The following is a 19919-nucleotide window of genomic DNA, read 5'->3' as shown; positions in this document are numbered from 1 at the left end:
CGATGCCCAGTTTCGTGCAACAGTGTCGCTGCAACAGCTGTTGCACGGCGTTGCGCGCATCTGTCGCCGCGTTGCCATCAGAGGCTTGAATTTCAGTCACTTAAGCGAGGCAGGAGGTCTGGCACACCCCTTGCTCTCCTGTTGTACGGCACCTGATCCGGTGCGCTTGCGGAAGAGGAGTCCGCGGCGCGCCGCGTCCAGCCAACAAGCAAACCGGAGGAAATCACATGCTTGACGACAGCCCCAACACGCGGATCGACACGGCGCTCGCCAAACTCGGGAAAGCGCTGGAGGAAGGCGACATCGACGCCGCGGTAAACCTGTTCCAGGCGGACTGCTACTGGCGCGATCTCGTGACCTTCACATGGAACATCCGGACAATGGAGGGACAGGACCAGATCCGCGCCATGCTGAAGGAGCAGCTTGCAGCGATCAAGCCATCGGGCTTCCGCCAGGACGAGAAGGAGCCGGCGAGCAGCAGCGACGGCATCACCGATGGCTGGTTCGAATTCGAGACCGAAGTGGCACGCGGCTGTGGGCACATACGGCTCAAGAACGGCCTGATCTGGACGCTCCTGACCACGATGACGGAGCTGAAGGGCCACGAGGAGCCGAAGGGGACGCTCCGGCCTCTAGGAGCCCAACACGGCCATGGCCGGGGCCGCACGACCTGGAAGGAGAAGCGCGAGCAGGAGGCGGCGCAACTTGGCTACGAGACGCAGCCCTATGTGGTCATTGTCGGAGGCGGGCAGGGCGGCATCGCTCTTGGCGCGCGCCTGCGCCAGCTCGGTGTGCCGACCATCATCATCGAAAGGAACGAGCGGCCCGGCGACAGCTGGCGCAAGCGCTACAAGTCCCTCTGCCTGCATGATCCCGTCTGGTACGATCACCTGCCCTATATTCCGTTCCCGGAAAACTGGCCGGTCTTCGCGCCCAAGGACAAGATCGGCGACTGGCTGGAAATGTACACGAAGGTCATGGAACTCAACTACTGGAGCTCCACCACCTGCAAGTCGGCAAGCTATGACGAGAAGACCCGGGAATGGACCGTGGTGGTCGACCGGAATGGCGAGGAGGTCGTGCTGCGGCCGAAGCAGCTGGTGCTCGCCACCGGCATGTCCGGCAAGGCAAACGTGCCCAAGTTCGAGGGGCAGGACGTCTTCAAGGGCGAACAGCAGCATTCCTCCAAGCATCCTGGCCCCGATGCATACCGCGGCAAGAAGGTGGTGGTGATCGGATCGAACAATTCCGCGCACGACATCTGCGCGGCGCTCTGGGAAGGGGGCGCCGACGTCACCATGGTGCAGCGTTCGTCGACGCACATCGTTCGCTCGGACACACTCATGGATATCGGCCTCGGCGGGCTCTATTCCGAGCAGGCGGTCGCCAACGGCATGACAACCCGGAAGGCGGATCTGATCTTCGCCTCGCTTCCCTACCGGATCATGCACGAGTTCCAGATCCCCCTCTATGACAAGATGCGGGAGAAGGATGCCAAGTTCTATGCCGACCTCGAGAAGGCGGGGTTCAACCTCGACTGGGGCGCCGACGGATCCGGGCTCTTCATGAAGTACCTTCGGCGGGGATCGGGTTACTACATCGACGTCGGTGCCTGCGACCTGATCATCGACGGGAGCATCAAGCTGAAATCCGGCTCGGACGTCAGCCATCTCAACGAGAAAGGGGTGGTCCTGAAGGACGGAACGGAACTGCCCGCCGATCTCATCGTCTACGCCACCGGCTACGGCTCGATGAACGGCTGGGCCGCCGACCTGATCTCCAAGGAGGTTGCCGAGAAGGTCGGGAAATGCTGGGGGCTCGGCTCCGACACGCCGAAGGATCCCGGTCCGTGGGAGGGTGAACAGCGCAACATGTGGAAACCGACACAACAGGAAGCGCTCTGGTTCCATGGCGGAAACCTGCATCAGTCCCGGCATTACTCGCAGTACCTGTCGCTGCAGCTAAAAGCGCGGCAGGTCGGGATCGATACCCCCGTCTACAATCTGCAGGAACGGCACCACCTGTCCTGATCGCCGCTGATCATCGTGATCCCGAAAGCGGGGAACCGCCCTCGGGATCGCGAAAAAGGAAACACAACCGGAATCTCCCCGCGCGTCCGCCCAAGGCTGCGTGCGGGGGCAGACTCCGGTCCCGTCGATTCGCCCGTCCCTGAATGGGTTTGTCGCCCATCCCGATCCACGGACGTGTCGACGGGGCAGGCGACGGGATCGTCACCTGCCGCCTATGCTGGCGCCAGGTCTCCGAAAACGGTCGGTATCAGTTCGGACACGGTCGGGTGGATGTGCGTCGCCCGCGTTATCGTCGTGTAGGGCCGTTTGGCGTACATGACGTCGAGGATGCTCTGCACGGCCTCGTCCCCACCGGTGCCGAGGATTGAGGCGCCGAGGATCTCCCCGGTCTCCGCGTCCACGATGACCTTCATAAAGCCCTGGGTTTCTCCCTTCTCGACTGCCCGCCCGACACGCGTCATCGGACGCCGGCCGATAAGCAGCTTACGTCCGGATTTACGTGCCTCGGTCTCGGTCATTCCGGCGCGACCGAGCGGTGGGTCGGTGTAGAGGGCGTAGGTGGTGATCCGGTCCGACACGCGGCGGCTGTCATTGTCGAGCAGGTTGGCGGCCACGATCTCGAAGTCGTTGTAGGCGGTGTGGGTGAAGGCGCCGCGGCCGTTGCAGTCGCCCATCGCCCAGATGCCGGGGACATTGGTGCGGAGTTCATCGTCGACGACGATGTAGCCGCGCACGTCCGTCTCGATACCTGCCTTGTCTAGACCGAGATCGTCGGTGTTCGGCCGGCGCCCGGTGGCGACGAGGAGGTGCGAGCCGACGATGGGAGCGGCATCGGAAAGGTGGACGGCGATGTCCGAACCCTGCGGCGAGAAACGGATGTCGTTCGCGCCGAGCCGGACGTCGATGCCTTCCTTCTCGAGTATTTCGCGTACCGCATCCGAAACGTCCGGGTCCTCCCGGGCAATGAGCCGGGTGCCTCTTTCGATGACCGTCACGTCCGAACCGTAACGGCGGAACATCTGCGCGAATTCCAGCGCGATGTAGCTGCCGCCGACAATGAGGAGATGCCGCGGGAGGTCCGCAAGGTCCATCATCGACGTGTTGGTGAGATAGGGCACGGCGTCGATCCCCGGCATGTCGGGGATGACAGCGCGTCCGCCGGTGTTCAGGAATATCTGGTCGGCGGAGAGCCGTTCGTCGCCGACCTCAACCTCCTTCGGCCCGACAAAGCGCGCGTGGCCTCGGATGACGGTGCAGTTCGCCATCCCGGCCAGCCAGCTTTCGTTGCCCGCGCGGGCGTCGAACCGCACCTTGTCCTTGCGGGCCATGACCTTCGGGAAGTCGATCGAGACCGTGCCCGCCGAAACGCCGTAGTCGGCGCCCCGCCGGGCGAGATGCGCGGCATAGGCGCTGGCCACCATGGCTTTCGTCGGCATGCACCCGGTGTTGACGCAGGTTCCGCCGATCAGCTTGCGCTCGATGATGGCAACGCTGCGGCCGGCCGCCGTGAGGCGCCCGGCAAGCGAGGGACCAGCCTGGCCGGCCCCGATGATGATCGCGTCGAAGTGCCTGCTCATTGGACCGAGGACACCACCCAGAGCGCGAGGAGAACGGCCACGGCGTCCTCGAGGAGGGCGATCGGAAGGTCCTTGCCGCCGATGGCGGCGACCAGCCGCTTGCGTGCCTCGTATCCGCCGAGCGTGCCGATGACGGCGCCAACGATGCCTGCCACGAGCCCGCCGAAAAGCGTACCGCCGGCGGTGCCGATGACGGCGCCGCAGAAGGCGCCGCTGAAAAGGCGCGCGCCGAATTGTTGCGGCACCTTGCGGCTCGGCGTGCTGGGCAACTGGTCGGTGATGAATTCAACGATCGCAAGAAGACCGAAAATATAGGGCGTGAAGCGAAAGGCGAGGAATGCTGCCCAGGTGTTTGCAACGGGCAGCCACCCGGCCGCAGCCGCGATGCTGACGGCAGCCGGTGCGGTCATCGCCCGCAGGCCGGCAACGACTCCGATGAGAAGTGCTAAAACGTAAATCAATTCTGTTCCCCCAGAAAATTGCGGTGCGGAACCGATTACGTCTTGCGGACCCCAGGCAAGAATTCCGCCACCACGATGATCGACAAATTCTCTAAATACAGACCGGGTCGCGTGGAGAGTGTGCGAGGCGATCGAGAATTGCAATGGATTTTCAGGGCACGGGAGCGTTTCGCTCGCAGCTGGAACGCGAATACTGCTGCGGATGGCGTGTGAATTTCGCGCAAAGGTCGCGCCGCACTTCCCTATTGCGGTATGTGTGCCATATAAGGAAGCCGTGCCTGCAGGAAGCACGATACGTGAATGGACGTCGTTGTCAGTAACGGAAGGTCTGTCCCATGCGCATCTCACGAACGTTCCTTGGTGCCGCCCTGGCATTGACCCTTGCCGCATCGGCGGCCCAGGCCCAGGTGGTGGTGTCTTCAAAGATCGACACCGAAGGGGGTGTCCTCGGCAACATCATCCTGGCGGTTCTCAACGCGAACGGCGTCACGACAACTGATCGCGTTCAGCTCGGCGCGACCCCGGTCGTTCGCAAGGCGATCATGGCTGGCGAGATCGATATCTATCCGGAGTATACCGGCAACGCCGCCTTCTTCTTCGAAAAGGCTGATGACCCGTCGTGGAAGGACGCGGCCAAGGGCTATGAAGCCGCCAAGAAGCTGGACTACGACGCCAACAAGATTGTCTGGCTGACACCGTCGCCGGCCAACAATACCTGGGCGATCGCGCTGCGGAAGGATGTTGCCGATGCCAACAAGCTCGCGACCCTTACGGACTTCGGAAAGTACGTCTCCGGCGGCGGCAAGGTCGTGCTCGCGGCGTCGTCCGAGTTCGTGAATTCCGCCGCGGCGCTGCCTGCGTTCCAGACGACCTATGCCTTCACGTTGAAGCCGGATCAGCTGATCACGCTCTCGGGTGGCGATACGGCGGCCACGATCTCCGCTGCCGCAAACCAGACGAACGGCGCGAACGCGGCGATGGTCTATGGCACTGACGGCGGCATTGCCCCCTCGGGGCTCGTCGTGCTCGAGGATGACAAGGCGGTGCAGCCCGTCTATCAGCCGACGCCCGTGATCCGCGAGGACGTGCTGAAGGCCCATCCTGAGATAGAGACCCTGCTGAAGCCCGTATTCGAGAAGCTCGATCTTGTCACCTTGCAGGAGCTGAACGGCCGCGTCCAGGTTGGCGGGGAACCGGCCAAGGCGGTTGCAGAGGACTTCCTGAAGAAGAACGGGTTCCTGAAGTAGCGACAGCCCGCGGCCGGTCCTTGCGGGACGGCCGCGTCGATATTCATCGCGTCAGAACGCCGGATCGTGCATGGCCGCCCAAATCGACAAGCTTGGTGTCATCGTCGCGGCGCTCATCGGCTATGCTGTCTCCGTCGCGCCCTTCGCCACCTCCCGCGCGAACCGGATCGTGCCCGGCGAGGCAAAGTCTATCCTTGCGGCCCTGCCTGCCGGATCCGGCGTTGCGCTTGTCGCACTCCTCCTCGTCGTGGCGCTCCTCGCGCTTGCACGGACGCCGGTTACAATCCGGCTCGTGGCGAGCCTTGGCGGGCTGCTGGCGCTGGCGGCAGCGATCGGCTTCAGCGCACGCTTCCTGACACCGCCGGACAACGCCTATGCCCGCGTCGCGCCGGCCTCCGGGTTCTGGTTGCTGGTCTTTGCATTGAGCCTGCTGACAACCGACGCGATCGCGCGGCTGAAGCCCCGTCCGTTCTTTCGCGTGGCCCTGCTCGCCGCCGCCGCCGCTGCCGTCGTCGTCATCCTGAAGCTCGGGATGTGGGACGGCCTCTCGATCATGAAGGAGTACGGCAGCCGCGCCGACACATTCTGGAACGAGGCCCGTCGCCATGTGGTCCTGGCGATCGGATCCCTGGCGGCCGCCGCCGTGGTCGGATTGCCGCTCGGCATCCTGTGCCACCGCATCCCGCATCTGCGCGCAGGCGTCCTCAACGTGCTCAACATCATCCAGACAATCCCCTCGATCGCTCTCTTCGGCCTCCTGATCGCACCGCTCGGCTGGATCTCCGTCCATGTGCCCGGTGCCGCGGCGATCGGCATTCGAGGCATCGGCGTCGCCCCGGCATTCGTGGCGCTCTTCCTCTATTCTCTGCTGCCTATGGTGGCCAATACCGTCGTCGGTCTCGCCGGCGTGCCGCGCGAGGCGAACGAGGCGGCGCGCGGCATCGGCATGACCGACTGGCAGAGGCTCGTCGGGGTGGAGCTCCCGCTCGCCCTTCCGGTCATTCTCACTGGCGTGCGAATCGTGCTCGTGCAGAACATCGGACTTGCCACCATCGCGGCGCTTATCGGCGGCGGCGGCTTCGGCGTCTTCGTATTCCAGGGAATCGGTCAGACCGCGATGGATCTGGTGCTGCTCGGAGCGGTGCCTACGGTCGCGCTCGCATTTGCGGCGGCCATCTGTCTCGACGCGATGACAGACCTGACGGCCAATTACGGACGGGTTGAATGATAGAGATCGAGAACGTTACCAAGCGCTACGAAGACACGCCCGTGGTCAAGAACGTGTCGCTGACGATCGAGCCGCACACGGTGACGGTTGTTGTCGGGACGTCCGGTTCCGGCAAGACGACGCTGCTGCGCATGATCAACCGGCTCGTCGAGGCGACCTCCGGCAGCATCCGCCTCGACGGAGTGGACAACCGCTCGATACCCGGGCACGAACTGCGCCGGCGGATCGGATACGCGATACAGGGCCATGGTCTTTTCCCGCATCGCACGGTCGCCGAGAACATCGCGACGGTTCCCGTCCTGCTTGGCTGGGACAGGGCAAGGACCGACGCGAAGGTCGCCGAGCTTCTGACGCTTTTCCAGCTCGAGCCCGAGACCTTCGGCCCGCGCTATCCGCACGAGCTTTCGGGCGGCCAGCAACAGCGTGTCGGCGTGGCCCGCGCGCTTGCGGCCGAACCGAATGTGCTGCTGATGGACGAGCCGTTCGGGGCTCTTGACCCGATCATCCGCAGTAAGGCGCAGGGCGACCTGCTGGCGATCCAGAAGCACTTCGGTACGACAATCGTTCTCGTCACCCATGACATGGACGAGGCGTTTCACCTGGCGGACAAGATTGCCGTGATGGATGCGGGCGAGGTTCTGCAATATGCGCGCCCGTCCGATATGCTGGTCGCTCCGGCAACGCCCTTCGTGGAATCGCTGATCGGTGCCAGCGAGCGGCCTTTCCGGCTCCTCTCCATCGAGACGGCCGGTGCCGCCGTCGAGCCGGGCAATGCGGATGGCGAGCCGATACCCGACACGCTGAGCCAGCGGGACGCTCTTTCCAGGCTGCTCTGGACCGGCAGCGATGCCCTGCCCGTTGCGGCGAGCGATGGCGCGATCCTGGGGCGCGTGACGCTCGAGGGGCTGGCCAGACGGGCGGCGCAGGCGAAATGACGCGGTGGATTGCCAATCTCGCCCGGCTCGCGGTGATCGCGATACTCGTCGCGTTTCTCTTGCAGCCTGCGCTTTTCGAACCGCTGCTGAAGCCGCTGGTGCAGCAAAACGCGCCCGCGATCTACAATCAGGGGAGCCTTCTTTCGTTGACGCTCTCGCATCTCGGTACGGTGTTCATCGCAACCGCGGCGGCGACGGTGGTGGCTCTGACGCTTGCCATTCTGGTCACGCGGCCGTTCGGCGCCGAGTTCCTTCCGCTGTCGCGGAGCATCGTCAACATCGGCCAGACCTTCCCGCCGGTCGCCGTGCTCGCGCTCGCCGTGCCCGCCGTGGGTTTCGGTGAGAAGCCCACGCTCATCGCGCTGTTCCTGTACGGCCTGCTGCCGATCTTCGAGAATTCCATGACCGGATTGACCACGCTTCCTCCCGCCGTCATGGAGGCGGCGCGTGGGACGGGCATGACCGGCTGGCAGCGGCTTTCCAAGGTGGAATTGCCGCTGGCGCTGCCCGTGGTGCTCGCCGGTATCAGGCTATCCGCCGTCATCAGCCTCGCGACGGCGACCATCGGATCGACGGTGGCGGCCAAGACGCTTGGCGAGGTGATCATCGCCGGCCTGCAATCCAATAACCTCGCCTTCGTCCTCCAGGGAGGGCTGATCGTGGCGATGCTGGCCGTCCTCATCTATGACGGGCTCTCGGCGCTCGAGCGTCATCTCGCGCGCCGGACCGGCATGGCCTGAGCAGCGTTCCAAGACCTGGGGACGTCGCTTTAGAACAGGGCGTCGTCGAACAGCTCATCGTCCGATTGTGCCGCGCTCGGCGACGGTTCCGCGCTGACGGTCGTTCCGAATATGCGCGCATGGATCTCCCGTTCGGAGACCATCGTGTAGACCTTGGCGATCTTGCCGCCGACTTCCGCAAGCGGTGCATCCAGGCCGTCGAGGGACGGCAGGGTGGGGCCGGCCAGTTCCGCGGCCTCCGCGGCGCAGCCGGAAAGCACATCGCCGAGCTCGGCCTTGTAGTCGAGCTTCGCCATGGATGCCGTCACCTTGGTCGCGACATCCTGGCTACAGGCATTGAGGCGTGCCATGTCGTCCTCCATCTTGCTGCCGACGCCGCTTATGCTGGTAAGAGCGAGCTCGAGCCTGTTGTCGAGCGTGTCTCCGGGGGGATTGTCCGTGCGCGTCTCCCCGAGCTTGGCGACATCGGCCTCCAGTCCCTGGAGTTCCTCGAGGATTCCTTGTGCGGTCTCGTCGAGCCTGGATGAAAAGGCGCGCAATTCGGCCGTCACCACATTGATGGCGCGACCCTCCTCGCCGAGCTTGCTGCAGCGCAGGTTCGTGTTCAGCGCCATGTACTGGATGTCGGTCCGCACGAGCTTGATCGTCTCGATGCCCTTGAGCAGCTCGCGCACGGTGGCGATCGTGGCAAGACTCAACTCGTTCGAGGCGGTGGCTGCCTTCTCGATGTCGCGGACGATCCCGCGGGCAGCGCCGATATCGGTTTCCAGAACGCGCAGGGCGGCATCGGTTGCCTGCCCGTTCTTCGGCTGCATGTCGGCCTGAAGCGAAAGCAGCCCTGATATCTCTGAGTTGAAGCCGACAATGGTGCCGACGACCGTCGTGCATTCCCTGTCGAAGTCGGCGGCGATCTGTGTGAGCTGCTGGAAGACAAGATGGCGGACGGCCTGCGTGAGGCGTTCGCGGTCCGCATAGGAGAGTGCCTGGCCATCCGGCGAGCCGAGATATTCTGCGAGCAGGTCGAACGCGGATTGGCAATGCTCGATCCGCTGGCGGGTGATATCGCCGATCTGCATGGCGGACAGCGTGATGCCGACCTTGTTCTGCACCTTGCGCGCGACGACCTTCACCTTCTCCGCAACGTCTGAAAGATGCATCCGGTGGGCCATCAGGTCGCGAACGTTGCGCGAGAGGCTTTCGACGATGGCCGGAACCGATTGCTGGTAACCGTCGAGGGTTTCGCCGCCACGGCTGGAGGCGACGGAAAGCGTGCTGCCGAGAACGGTAATCTTTTCGGAGAGTTGATCGACCTGCGCGGTCCCGAACTGGATGCGCTCGAGGATCTCCTCGGCGAAGCTCGAGAAGTCCTGGATGCCGGCGCCGGTGATCTTGGCGGTGATCGCGAAGGTGCGCAGATAGCGCAGGGTCTCCTGCATGTCCGCCACATGAACGCCGAGCGATTTCTCGGTTTCGGCGACACTTGCAAGACGCAGCTGCCGTTTGCTTTCGAGCTCGGGCAGCGCCGATAGCTGGGCGACCGTCTCGGCAAGCTGGGACACGGTCGCTTCCGCCGTTTCCTTGTCGAGGGATCCGGCGAGATTGTCGAGCGCGGAGAGGAGGTTGTTCAGAATGTCGAGCACCGACAGAAGGATGCCGCCGCCATCGAGGAAACGCTGCTCGATCTGCGACCTCGCGCCTTCCAGGCGCAGCGCCAGTTCCGTTTCGTCCGAACGAACCCGGACCTGTGCAAGATTGGTTCTCCCAGCCACGATTTTCCCCGTATGCAAGCCACAACCCGGACAGATCTAAAAGCAACAAGGAAACGTCTCGTAAATGGGCTCCCCATCTGCCTTCCGCTGGGAGCGATTCGAGGCTGGTTGCGACCCTGCCGAGCGACAAAAGCGGCGGAAGAGAGGCGGAAATGTGCTCCTCAGTTCTCGTGAGTGAGAAATAATATTAGACATATTGGATGCGTCAGATTTTATGACATAAAATCAGATAGATAGTGCGCCTTCCTTACGTTGGGTGAGTTTTGCATGTCTTTTTGACGAAGTTTAATAAAGCTGGATGATTCCGAGTGTTGTTCACAATTCATTAAGTGTGACTTGAGAAGTTTTTCCCGCGAATTTACGCGTCTATCGAATGCTCCCGAGGCGGAAATGCAGTTAGATAATAGAAGTGTCGCCAGCTTCAAGTTGCCGGCGACCCTTACAATCCGTTCTATACTTGACGTGAAGGCGAATATTCTTTCACAAATCGACGAAAACAACGCGATATCGCTGGAATTTGAAGACGATACGCAAGTCGATCTCAGTTTCGTGCAGCTATTGGAAGCGGCGCGTACCTATTCACAACTTCGGGGGAAGACGCTGAATTTAGCCAAACCTGCCTCCGGTTCCCTGCTGGACGTTCTGAGGCGAGGCGGTTTCCTCGACAGCATCTCTCCCGACGCCTCGAAATTCTGGCTGCATCAGGAGACAGCACAATGACCGCCAAGATCTTGACCGTTGACGATTCCGCCAGCATCCGTCTGACCACCCGCGTGACGCTCACCAATGCGAGCTATGACGTGACCGAGGCCGTCGACGGCATGGATGGGCTTTCCAAGTTGAAGGCGGGACAGTTCGACCTGGTCGTCACCGACCTCAACATGCCGAACATGGACGGGCTGACGATGATCCGGGAGCTGCGCAAGCTTCCGGCGCACATGGGCGTTCCCGTCATCTTCCTCACCACGGAATCGGATGGCGAACTCAAGGCGCAGGCCAAGGCGGCAGGCGCGACGGGTTGGTTGACCAAACCCTTCGACCCGAGAACCTCGTCAAGGTCGTGCGCAAGGTTCTCGGCAGATGAGCAATCCGGACCCAATCTCGGTCTTCCGGACCGAAGCAGCAGAGCTTCTGGAGCAGATCGAGACAGGTCTGCTCGATCTTACGCACTCCCTGGACGACAAGGACCAGATCGACGCGGTCTTCCGCGGCCTTCACACGCTGAAGGGATCGGGGGCGATGTTCGGTTTCGACGCGCTCGCGGCCTTCACCCATCACTGCGAGACAGCCTTCGACCGCGTGCGCAAAGGTGACGTCCCCGCCACGCAACAGCTCGTTTCGGCGGTTCTTGCGGCACAGGACCACATGCGAGCGCTCCTGGAGACGCCGAACGGCGATCACGATGCCCGGAGCGCCGCCCTGCTTTCCGCCCTTCACAGCGCCGTCAATGGCGGGGCACCGGTCGCTGCCGCCCCCGTGGCGGCCGCGCCCGTGAAAAGCGAGGAAAAGCCAAAGGCCGGTGGTGCCAAAACCTGGCAGATCCGCTTCAGCCTGCCCGCGAATTCGATGGCGAACGGAACCAATCCGCTCGGGCTGCTCGACGAGATGCGCGACCTCGGCGATTGCCGGATCGTTGCAGATACTTCCGCTGTTCCCTCCTTCGACATGCTCAACCCGACCGACATCCATCTCGCGTGGGATGTCACGTTGACGACTGAGAAGCCGCGCTCCGATATCGAGGACGTGTTCATCTTCGTCATGGACGAGATGCAGCTCGAGATTTCCGAGGTCAACGCGGCGTCCGTCACGCCGGCCGAGGAGACGAAGCCCGCTACCACCGCAAGCGCGCCCGTGCCCGCGGTTGCCCAGGAGCGCGAGGCTCCGGCGCCCCAGAGCGATCCGAAAACCAGCAACAGCAATAACAACAACAAGGCCGCGGAGAACGTCCGCGTTCCGGCCGAGCGGCTCGACGAGATGATGGACCGCGTCGGCGAGCTGGTGATCGCGCAGTCGCGCCTCACGCAGCTGGCGGGAACCGCTGCCGATCTCGGACTGCGCTCGGTATCCGAAGAAATCGAGCGGCTCTCCGGCGAGCTGCGCGACACGATGATGGTGTTGCGCATGATGCCCGTCGCAAGCCTCTTCAGCCGCTTCCGTCGCCTCGTGCACGATCTGTCGCGCGAGACCGGCAAGGAGATCGAGCTGATCACCGAAGGCGAGACGACCGAGGTCGACAAGACGGTCATCGACCGGCTGGCCGACCCGCTGGTGCATCTCGTGCGCAACTCCATCGACCACGGGCTCGAGCAGCCGGATGAACGCGTCGCGGCCGGCAAGTCCCCGGTCGGGCAGGTGCTGCTCTCCGCCCGGCAGACCGGCGGCGAGGTCGTCATCACGATCAAGGACGACGGCCGAGGCATCAACCGCGAGAGGGTGAGGGCGAAGGCGGAGTCTTCCGGGATAATCCAGCCCGGCGCCACGCTCAGCGACCAGGAGCTGCTGCAACTCATCTTCCAGCCCGGCTTCTCGACCGCTCAGCAGATCACCAATCTCTCCGGGCGCGGCGTCGGCATGGATGTCGTCAAGAAGACCGTCGAGGCGCTACGCGGCGCGATCGACGTCGTCAGCCGGCCCGGCGAAGGATCCGAGATCTCGCTGCGCATTCCGCTGACGCTCGCCATCATCGACGGCCTGCTCGTGCGCGTCGGCGGCGGATGCTACGTCATTCCGCTTTCGGCGGTGGAGGAGTGCCTCGAACTTTCGCTCGAACAGGATCTGCGTTCGCGCGGCCGCAGCTTCATCTCGCTCCGGGATGCACTGGTTCCGTTCCTGAGGCTCCGCGAGCTCTTCGACACGGGAACGCCACCCGATCCGCATCAGAAGGTCGTCGTCATCTCGACGGGAGACGAGCGCGTGGGCCTCGTCGTCGACCAGATCATCGGCGACCACCAGACAGTCATCAAATCCATGTCCAAGCTGCATCACGACGTGGTGACCTTCTCCGGCGCCACCATTCTCGGTGACGGGGGAGTGGCCCTGATCCTCGATGTCGCGCACCTCGTGGCCGTGGGACAACAGCAGGAGGCGCAGTTGCGGGCAGCGGGATGAACACGGCAATTCGCAGACACGACGTCGAAAACCTCTGGAACGGAGAGGACGAGCTCTCCGTACTCACCTTCAACCTCAACGGCGAGACCTTCGCCATCGAGGCGAAATTCGTGCAGGAAATACTGGATCTCCTGCCGGAAACGCACGTCCCGGGCAGCAAGCCCTTCGTTGCGAGCGTGATCAACTTCCGCGGCAAGGTCATACCGCTCGCGGATATTCGCCTGGCCTTCGGCATGGAGGCGACCAAGACCACGATCGACAGCCGCATCGTCGTCATCGAGATGGATCTGGACGGCGAGGAGACGCTGATCGGCATCCGCACCGACAAGGTCTACGAGGTCACTTCACTTCCAAGGGTTGCCAGCGAGGCGCCACCGAGCGTCGGCATGCGCTGGCGGGCCGACTACATCAATTGCCTCGTCAAGCGCGGGGGCGAGTTCATTATCCTACCGAACCTCAAAGCCATTTTTTCGTCGCAACGCGATCGCTCGCAAACCGCCCCTTCGAACTAGGGGGAGGAGAACACCATGCGCCTTTCAATCAAGCTAAAGCTTTTCGTGGCCTTTGGCCTCATCGTGTCCATGTTGCTGGGAACAGCGATCTACGGGATCTACAGTCTCGGTGGACTGAATACGACGCTCGGTGACGTGCTCGCCGGCCCGGCGGCACGTCTCAAGTGGACGCAGCAATTGAACATCATGCAGCTCCAGCAGATCCGCCAACAGAAGAACATGCTGGCGGCGACGAGCCCTGCCGAGGCTAACAAGTACATCGAGACGAGCGATGCCGCCCGGGCTAGCTATGATGAAGATTTCAACGCAATCCAGGCAATCTCCACGGAAGCAGGCAAGGCTTACTGGAACAAGCTGGCCGGTCTCACCGCGGAATTCCGCAAGCAGGACGATCGTGTCCGCTCGCTGGTCCTGGCCGGCGACAATGCGGGTGCTGTGCGCGTCTCCACGGGCGATGCGCGAAAGGTTACCGGCGAGATCGACACGTTGCTCGACGAAGTCGTCAAGCTCGAAGATGGCCGCCTGACCGAGGCCGACGAATCCGCGGAAGCGCAGTATGCGGCGACCCGTTCGATCATGATCGGCGTTGCGGCAGTGGCCCTGCTTATTGCCGTTGCAGCCGCTACCTGGATCGTTCTCACCATCAACCGCGGTCTTCGTCGAGCCACGACGGCTGTCCAGAACGTTGCGGACGGCGATCTCACCAACTTTGCCGAGATCACCAACAAGGACGAGATCGGCGAACTGCTGTTGCACGTAAACACGATGATCGAACGTCTGCGCGGTGTCGTCGGAGACGCTCTCTCGGCCGCCGACAACGTTTCGGCCGGCAGCCAGGAACTTTCCGCGAGCTCCGAGCAGCTGTCGCAGGGTGCGACCGAGCAGGCGTCGTCCGCCGAAGAGGCCTCCGCCTCGATGGAAGAGATGGCGTCGAACATCAAGCAGAATGCCGACAACGCCGCCCAGACCGAGAAGATCGCCCGCCAGTCCGCCAAGGATGCCGAAGCCAGCGGCGAGGCCGTCGGCCGTGCCGTCGGCGCCATGCGCACGATCGCCGAGAAGATCTCGATCGTTCAGGAAATCGCCCGCCAGACCGACCTTCTCGCCCTCAACGCCGCTGTCGAGGCAGCGCGTGCCGGCGAGCATGGCAAGGGCTTCGCGGTCGTGGCTTCGGAAGTGCGCAAGCTTGCCGAACGCAGCCAGGCCGCCGCATCGGAAATCAGCGCTCTGTCGGGTGAAACCGTAACCGTCGCGACCGAAGCCGGCGAGATGCTGAACCGGCTGGTTCCGGACATCCGCAAGACCGCCGAGCTGGTCTCCGAGATCTCGGCCGCCTGCCGCGAGCAGGACATCGGCGCATCGCAGATCAACGAGGCGATCCAGCAGCTCGACAAGGTGACCCAGGTCAATGCCGGCTCGTCCGAGGAAATGTCCGGCACGTCGGAAGAACTCGCCGCACAGGCCGAGGAACTCCAGGCCTCCATCTCCTTCTTCCGCGTCGACAATACATCGAAGCGCGACAAGCAGGCTGGGCAAAGGACTGCTCCGCAGGCGGCAAGGGCGCCGGCTCCGGCCGCACCGGCCAAACGGCCCCAGCCGCAGCGCCGCCCGGACCACTCGGTGGCCGCGCAGCAGGCGCGCGCCAAGGGTTTCGCGCTGGACATGTCGATGGGTGGCCCGGATGCCGACGACGTGCATTTCAGGGAAAGCGCCTAAGGCGCAATGACGGGGCCGCATCCCGGGGCCCCGCAACCAATTCGGCTGGCGTGAGCAGGCGCCAGCCGCAACGAAAACTGCTCACAGAAGGGTGAATGTATCAGTCTTCTCGCAATTTTGGACACCGCCGCGATGTTGCCGTCGAACGTGTCCGCCGAACGTCTTGGAGAAGACCCCACATGCGATTCACGATAAAACTCAAACTGGCTCTGGCATTCGGAGTAACGATCCTGTTGCTCGTCGCGACCGCAGGTTACGGCATCTTCAGCCTCGGCAATCTCAACCAGGCCATCACCGATCTCATCTCGGGCCGGCAGCGCGCCTCGAAAGTGCTCAGCGACTGAACAACTTCCAGCTGCGCATCGCGCGTGCGCAGATGAACCTCGTCACGGCCGACACCCAGGACGAAATTAACCAGTACATCGATGCCGGCGATCGCAACCGGGTCAAGTTCTCGGAAATGCTGGCGGAACTCCAGCAAACTTCGACGAGCGACGAGGCACTGAAAAGCTGGGCGGAAGTCAAGGAACTCTCGGCAAAGCTCTTCTCCCTCGATGACCGGATTCGCTCGCTGGTGAGAAGCGGAAACGCCGCGGAAGGCGTGCGGATCGCCACGGGTGACGCCCGCAGCATCATGGACGATATCGAGCAGCGGATCGAGGCTCGCGTCGAAGCCAACAACGCCCTCATGGATCAGGCCGACCAGGACACCAACGTCCAGTACGCAACGACCCGGACGTTCATCCTCGGTCTCTCGGCCGCCGCACTCCTCATTGCCATTGGCGCCGCCGTCTGGATCGCGCTCGGTATCAACAACGGCCTGCGAAAGATCAGCCTCGTGGCCGAGGCCGTGGCCATCGGCGACCTCAACCAGAACGTCGAGATCAAGACGAACGACGAGATCAAGGATCTGGTCAACACGATCAACGTCATGACCGGCAACCTGCGCAACACGGCGACCATTGCCGACCAGATCGCCAACGGCGACCTGACCGTCTCGCCCAAGCCACTGTCCGACAAGGACACACTCGGCATTGCGCTCGAAAGCATGGTCGAACGCCTGCGCGGCGTCGTGGCCGATGCGCTCTCGGCCGCCGACAATGTTTCGGCCGGCAGCCAGGAACTTTCCGCAAGCTCCGAGCAGCTGTCGCAGGGTGCGACCGAACAGGCTTCGTCCGCCGAAGAGGCCTCCGCCTCGATGGAAGAGATGGCGTCGAACATCAAGCAGAATGCCGACAACGCCGCCCAGACCGAGAAGATCGCCCGCCAGTCCGCCAAGGATGCCGAAGCCAGCGGCGAGGCCGTCGGCCGTGCCGTCGGCGCCATGCGCACGATCGCCGAGAAGATCTCGATCGTTCAGGAAATCGCCCGCCAGACCGACCTTCTCGCCCTCAACGCCGCTGTCGAGGCAGCGCGTGCCGGCGAGCACGGCAAGGGCTTCGCGGTCGTGGCGTCGGAAGTGCGCAAGCTTGCCGAACGCAGCCAGGCGGCCGCATCGGAAATCAGCGCTCTGTCGGGTGAAACCGTAACCGTCGCGACCGAAGCCGGCGAGATGCTGAACCGGCTGGTTCCGGACATCCGCAAGACCGCCGAGCTGGTTTCCGAGATCTCGGCCGCCTGCCGCGAGCAGGACATCGGCGCCTCGCAGATCAACGAGGCGATCCAGCAGCTCGACAAGGTGACCCAGGTCAATGCCGGCTCGTCCGAGGAAATGTCCGGCACGTCGGAGGAACTCGCCGCACAGGCCGAGGAGCTCCAGGCCTCCATCTCCTTCTTCCGTGTCGATCGCAGCGGCGAGAAGGCGGCTGCCCAGGTCCGCAAGCCGGCACCTGCACGGCCAATCGCTGCCGCGCCTGCTCGCAAGCCCGCCCCGACTTCTTCCCACACCAATACGGTGAGCGGGCAGCAGGCGCGCGCGAAGGGCTTTGCCATCGACATGTCGATGGGCGGCCCGGATGCCGACGACGCGCATTTCAAGGAGAGCGCATAACATGGCAAGCACGTCTGCCGAGTCCCAGTTCGTGACATTCAGCCTCGGCGAGGAGGTCTTCGCCGTGCCTGTCGAGGTGGTCCGGGAAATCCTGGACCACGAGGAAGCTTTCAAGATCCCCCACGGCCCGGAATATCTGCTGGGCCTCAGGGACGTTCGCGGGCAGGGGGTGCCGGTCATCGATCTGCGCCTGCGCCTCGGGATGAGCCGTACGGTCAAGACGCCGCACACACGCATACTGGTCCTCGACGTACCGATGAAGGATCGCATCATGACGCTCGGCTTGGTCGCCGACCGGGTCTTCGAGGTCGTGCCCTTCCGTCAGGATGAGATCGAGGGTGCGCCGGACATCGGCGTGCGCTGGCGCTCGGACTACATCTCGGGCGTCGTGCGCAGGAACGGCGGCTTCGTCGTGATCGTCGATCTCGCACGCCTCTTCTCGGGGCGGAAACGGCGTTGGCGCAAGCCGGCAGCGCTGCCATAGAATTCGCATAACGGAGCGTCGCCGTGGGGCAAGCGGAGAGAGTCCAATATTCTGACGATCGCATCAGCAACCGCAATTTCGAGGCGCTGTCGAAGTACATCTACGACTACAGCGGCATCAAGATGCCGATCACCAAGATGACCATGCTGGAAGGCCGGCTGCGCCGGCGATTGCGCGCGACCGGCATTCCAACATTCGATGCCTATTGCCACTTCCTGTTCAAGGAGGGCGGCATCGAAACGGAATCGGTCTACCTGATCGATGCCGTGACCACGAACAAGACGGACTTCTTCCGGGAGCCGAAGCATTTCGAGCATATGGAGCAGGAGGCGCTGCCGGCTCTCGTCAATGCCGGGCACAAGCGCCTGCGGCTGTGGAGTTCGGCCTGCTCGACGGGGGCCGAGCCCTACACCATGGCGATGGTGCTTGCCGAATTCGCTTCCGGAAACTCCGGGCTCGACTACCGTATTCTCGCGACCGACCTTTCCACCGACGTGCTGCGCACGGCGTGGCGCGGCATCTACGCGGAGGAAATGGTCGATCCCGTTCCGCCGGCGCTGAGGAAAAAGTACGTCATGACCGCGCGCGATCCTTCCCGCCGCGACGTGCGGATCAAGCCTTCGCTGCGCTCGTCGATCGGCTTCGGCCGGCTGAACCTGATGGACGACGCCTACAAGGTCGGCGATCCCATGCACATCATCTTCTGCCGCAACGTGCTCATCTATTTCGACAAGCCGACCCAGTCCCACGTGCTGTCGCGGCTTTGCGATCGGCTGGTGCCGGGCGGCTACCTCTATATCGGCCACTCGGAAACGGTGACCGGAATCAACCTTCCGATCAAGCAGGTCGCGAATACCGTGTTCAAGAAAGTCTGAAGTCCGCTCATGGCGAAAAAGATCCGCGTGCTCATCATCGACGATTCCGCCAGCGTTCGTCAGGCGCTCGTCCGCGTCCTCGAACAGGATCCCGACATCGAGGTCATGGCCGCGGTCTCTGATCCCTTCATGGCGGCGAAGAAGATCCAGGAAGAAATCCCTGATGTCATCACGCTGGACGTGGAGATGCCGCGCATGGACGGCATCACCTTCCTGCGCAAGCTGATGTCGCAGAGGCCGATCCCGGTGGTGATGTGCTCCTCGCTGACGGAGGAGGGTTCCGAAACCCTGCTGCAGGCGCTGGAAGCGGGAGCGGTCGACGTCATCCTCAAGCCCAAGATCGGTGCGGCCGATCACCTGGAGGAGTCAGGCGTGCGGATCCGCGAAGCCGTGCGGGGTGCAGCCCATGCCCGCCTCTCCGGACCGCGGCGCGTGCCGCTCTCGCAGGGGCCGGCCGCCAAGCTTACCGCCGATGCCGTATTGCCGCCCCCTTCTGGGCGGGCAATGGCGAAGACGACGGAAATGGTCGTCTGCGTCGGGGCATCGACGGGGGTACCGAGGCGCTTCGTGTGCTCCTCGAGCAGCTTCCCGCAAATTCGCCGGGCATCGTCATCGTCCAGCACATGCCGGAAAAGTTCACGGCGGCTTTCGCCAAGCGGCTGAACGGCCTGTGCGAGGTGGAGGTCAAGGAAGCCCAGAACGGCGATCCGGTGCTGCGCGGGCATGCGCTGATCGCACCCGGGGACCATCACATGATGCTGGAGCGCCAGGGCGCGCGCTACCATGTCTCGGTGCGGACCGGGCCGCTCGTTTCCCGCCACCGGCCCTCCGTCGACGTGCTCTTCCGCTCGGCGGCGCGCTGTGCCGGATCGAACGCCATGGGCGTGATCATGACCGGCATGGGCGACGATGGCGCGCGGGGCATGGACGAGATGCATCGCGCCGGCGCCTATACGGTTGCCCAGGACGAGGCGACCTCCGTCGTGTTCGGCATGCCGAAGGAAGCGATCGCCCATGGAGGCGTCGATCGCGTCGTGCCGCTCGACAACATCGCCTGGGAAATCCTCACCGCGGACCGCAAGCACTAGCGAATTTCCTGCAAAAGCTGAGCGAACCCGCGCCCGAAGTTCTGCAGAAACAGAGGGTTAATGCCCTTTCCGTCCCTGTTCCTGCGTCTCACTTTAGCCCGGGCCGATAACCTCTTCCGGGAGATATGCGTCAGGCGCGCTTTATCATCCGTTAACCAT

14 protein-coding genes and 3 pseudogenes are annotated in these 19919 nt (G+C 63.4%); 14 read left to right on the top strand and 3 right to left on the bottom strand.

Annotated elements, in window-relative coordinates; translation table 11 throughout:
- Positions 1-227: 227 nt before the first annotated feature.
- Positions 228-2030, top strand: coding sequence for an NAD(P)/FAD-dependent oxidoreductase (locus F3Y30_RS00350; protein WP_203424630.1), 1803 nt, complete (start codon positions 228-230; stop codon positions 2028-2030).
- A 212-nt stretch (positions 2031-2242) separates the two neighbouring features.
- On the opposite strand, the gene F3Y30_RS00345 is transcribed toward F3Y30_RS00350, so the two are convergent.
- Complete coding sequence (locus F3Y30_RS00345; protein ID WP_203424629.1) at positions 2243-3607, bottom strand: FAD-containing oxidoreductase; 1365 nt, start codon at positions 3605-3607, stop codon at positions 2243-2245.
- Positions 3604-4068 (bottom strand): DUF4126 domain-containing protein, encoded by a 465-nt coding sequence (locus F3Y30_RS00340; protein ID WP_203424628.1) that lies wholly within the window; start codon positions 4066-4068, stop codon positions 3604-3606. Before F3Y30_RS00340 ends, F3Y30_RS00345 begins: the two co-directional genes overlap by 4 nt.
- A 335-nt stretch (positions 4069-4403) precedes the next feature.
- Between F3Y30_RS00340 and F3Y30_RS00335 the strand changes: the two genes are divergently transcribed.
- The 4 genes from F3Y30_RS00335 to F3Y30_RS00320 all read left to right on the top strand — a co-directional run bounded on the left by F3Y30_RS00335 (position 4404) and on the right by F3Y30_RS00320 (position 8218).
- Positions 4404-5315 (top strand): ABC transporter substrate-binding protein, encoded by a 912-nt coding sequence (locus F3Y30_RS00335; RefSeq protein ID WP_203424627.1) that lies wholly within the window; start codon positions 4404-4406, stop codon positions 5313-5315.
- A 70-nt stretch (positions 5316-5385) separates the two neighbouring features.
- The gene (locus F3Y30_RS00330) at positions 5386-6543 is read left to right on the top strand and encodes an ABC transporter permease (RefSeq protein ID WP_203424626.1); all 1158 of its coding nucleotides are present in this window, start codon (positions 5386-5388) and stop codon (positions 6541-6543) included.
- On the top strand, positions 6540-7478 hold the full coding sequence (locus F3Y30_RS00325; RefSeq protein WP_203424625.1) for an ABC transporter ATP-binding protein: 939 nt from the start codon (positions 6540-6542) through the stop codon (positions 7476-7478). The genes F3Y30_RS00330 and F3Y30_RS00325 overlap by 4 nt, the downstream gene beginning before the upstream one ends.
- Positions 7475-8218: an ABC transporter permease gene (locus F3Y30_RS00320; protein WP_203424624.1), complete on the top strand. Its 744-nt coding sequence runs from the start codon at positions 7475-7477 to the stop codon at positions 8216-8218. Before F3Y30_RS00325 ends, F3Y30_RS00320 begins: the two co-directional genes overlap by 4 nt.
- A 29-nt stretch (positions 8219-8247) precedes the next feature.
- Here F3Y30_RS00320 and F3Y30_RS00315 read toward each other — a convergent pair whose 3' ends face one another.
- Entirely contained in the window at positions 8248-9987 is a 1740-nt protein-coding gene (locus F3Y30_RS00315) for a chemotaxis protein (RefSeq protein WP_203424623.1), read from the bottom strand.
- 390 nt (positions 9988-10377) lie between these two features.
- On the opposite strand from F3Y30_RS00315, the gene F3Y30_RS00310 reads away from it, so the two are divergent.
- From F3Y30_RS00310 to F3Y30_RS00270, 9 genes and pseudogenes are all read left to right on the top strand, one after another.
- Complete coding sequence (locus F3Y30_RS00310) at positions 10378-10707, top strand: hypothetical protein (protein WP_203424622.1); 330 nt, start codon at positions 10378-10380, stop codon at positions 10705-10707.
- A pseudogene (locus F3Y30_RS00305) lies at positions 10704-11071 on the top strand (response regulator). Before F3Y30_RS00310 ends, F3Y30_RS00305 begins: the two are co-directional and overlap by 4 nt.
- Positions 11068-13095, top strand: coding sequence for a chemotaxis protein CheA (locus tag F3Y30_RS00300; protein WP_203424621.1), 2028 nt, complete (start codon positions 11068-11070; stop codon positions 13093-13095). The pseudogene F3Y30_RS00305 and the gene F3Y30_RS00300 overlap by 4 nt, the downstream one beginning before the upstream one ends.
- Positions 13092-13607, top strand: coding sequence for a chemotaxis protein CheW (locus F3Y30_RS00295; RefSeq protein WP_203424620.1), 516 nt, complete (start codon positions 13092-13094; stop codon positions 13605-13607). Before F3Y30_RS00300 ends, F3Y30_RS00295 begins: the two co-directional genes overlap by 4 nt.
- Positions 13608-13622: 15 nt before the next feature.
- Positions 13623-15323, top strand: coding sequence for a methyl-accepting chemotaxis protein (locus F3Y30_RS00290; RefSeq protein WP_203424619.1), 1701 nt, complete (start codon positions 13623-13625; stop codon positions 15321-15323).
- Between the two features lie 179 nt (positions 15324-15502).
- Positions 15503-17313, top strand: a pseudogene (locus tag F3Y30_RS00285) (methyl-accepting chemotaxis protein).
- 1 nt (position 17314) lies between these two features.
- Positions 17315-17797, top strand: a complete 483-nt coding sequence (locus F3Y30_RS00280) for a chemotaxis protein CheW (RefSeq protein ID WP_203424618.1) — start codon at positions 17315-17317, stop codon at positions 17795-17797.
- Positions 17798-17820: 23 nt separating this feature from the next.
- Positions 17821-18672, top strand: a complete 852-nt coding sequence (locus F3Y30_RS00275; RefSeq protein WP_246752826.1) for a CheR family methyltransferase — start codon at positions 17821-17823, stop codon at positions 18670-18672.
- 9 nt (positions 18673-18681) lie between these two features.
- Positions 18682-19760: pseudogene (locus F3Y30_RS00270) on the top strand (chemotaxis response regulator protein-glutamate methylesterase).
- The last annotated feature ends 159 nt before the right edge of the window (positions 19761-19919 follow it).

The organism is Sinorhizobium sp. BG8 (assembly GCF_016864555.1).
In the GTDB taxonomy this organism is placed as follows: Bacteria; Pseudomonadota; Alphaproteobacteria; order Rhizobiales; family Rhizobiaceae; genus BG8.
The sequence above is the reverse complement of the archived record's forward strand: the minus strand, read 5'-3'. Positions and strand labels throughout refer to the sequence as shown.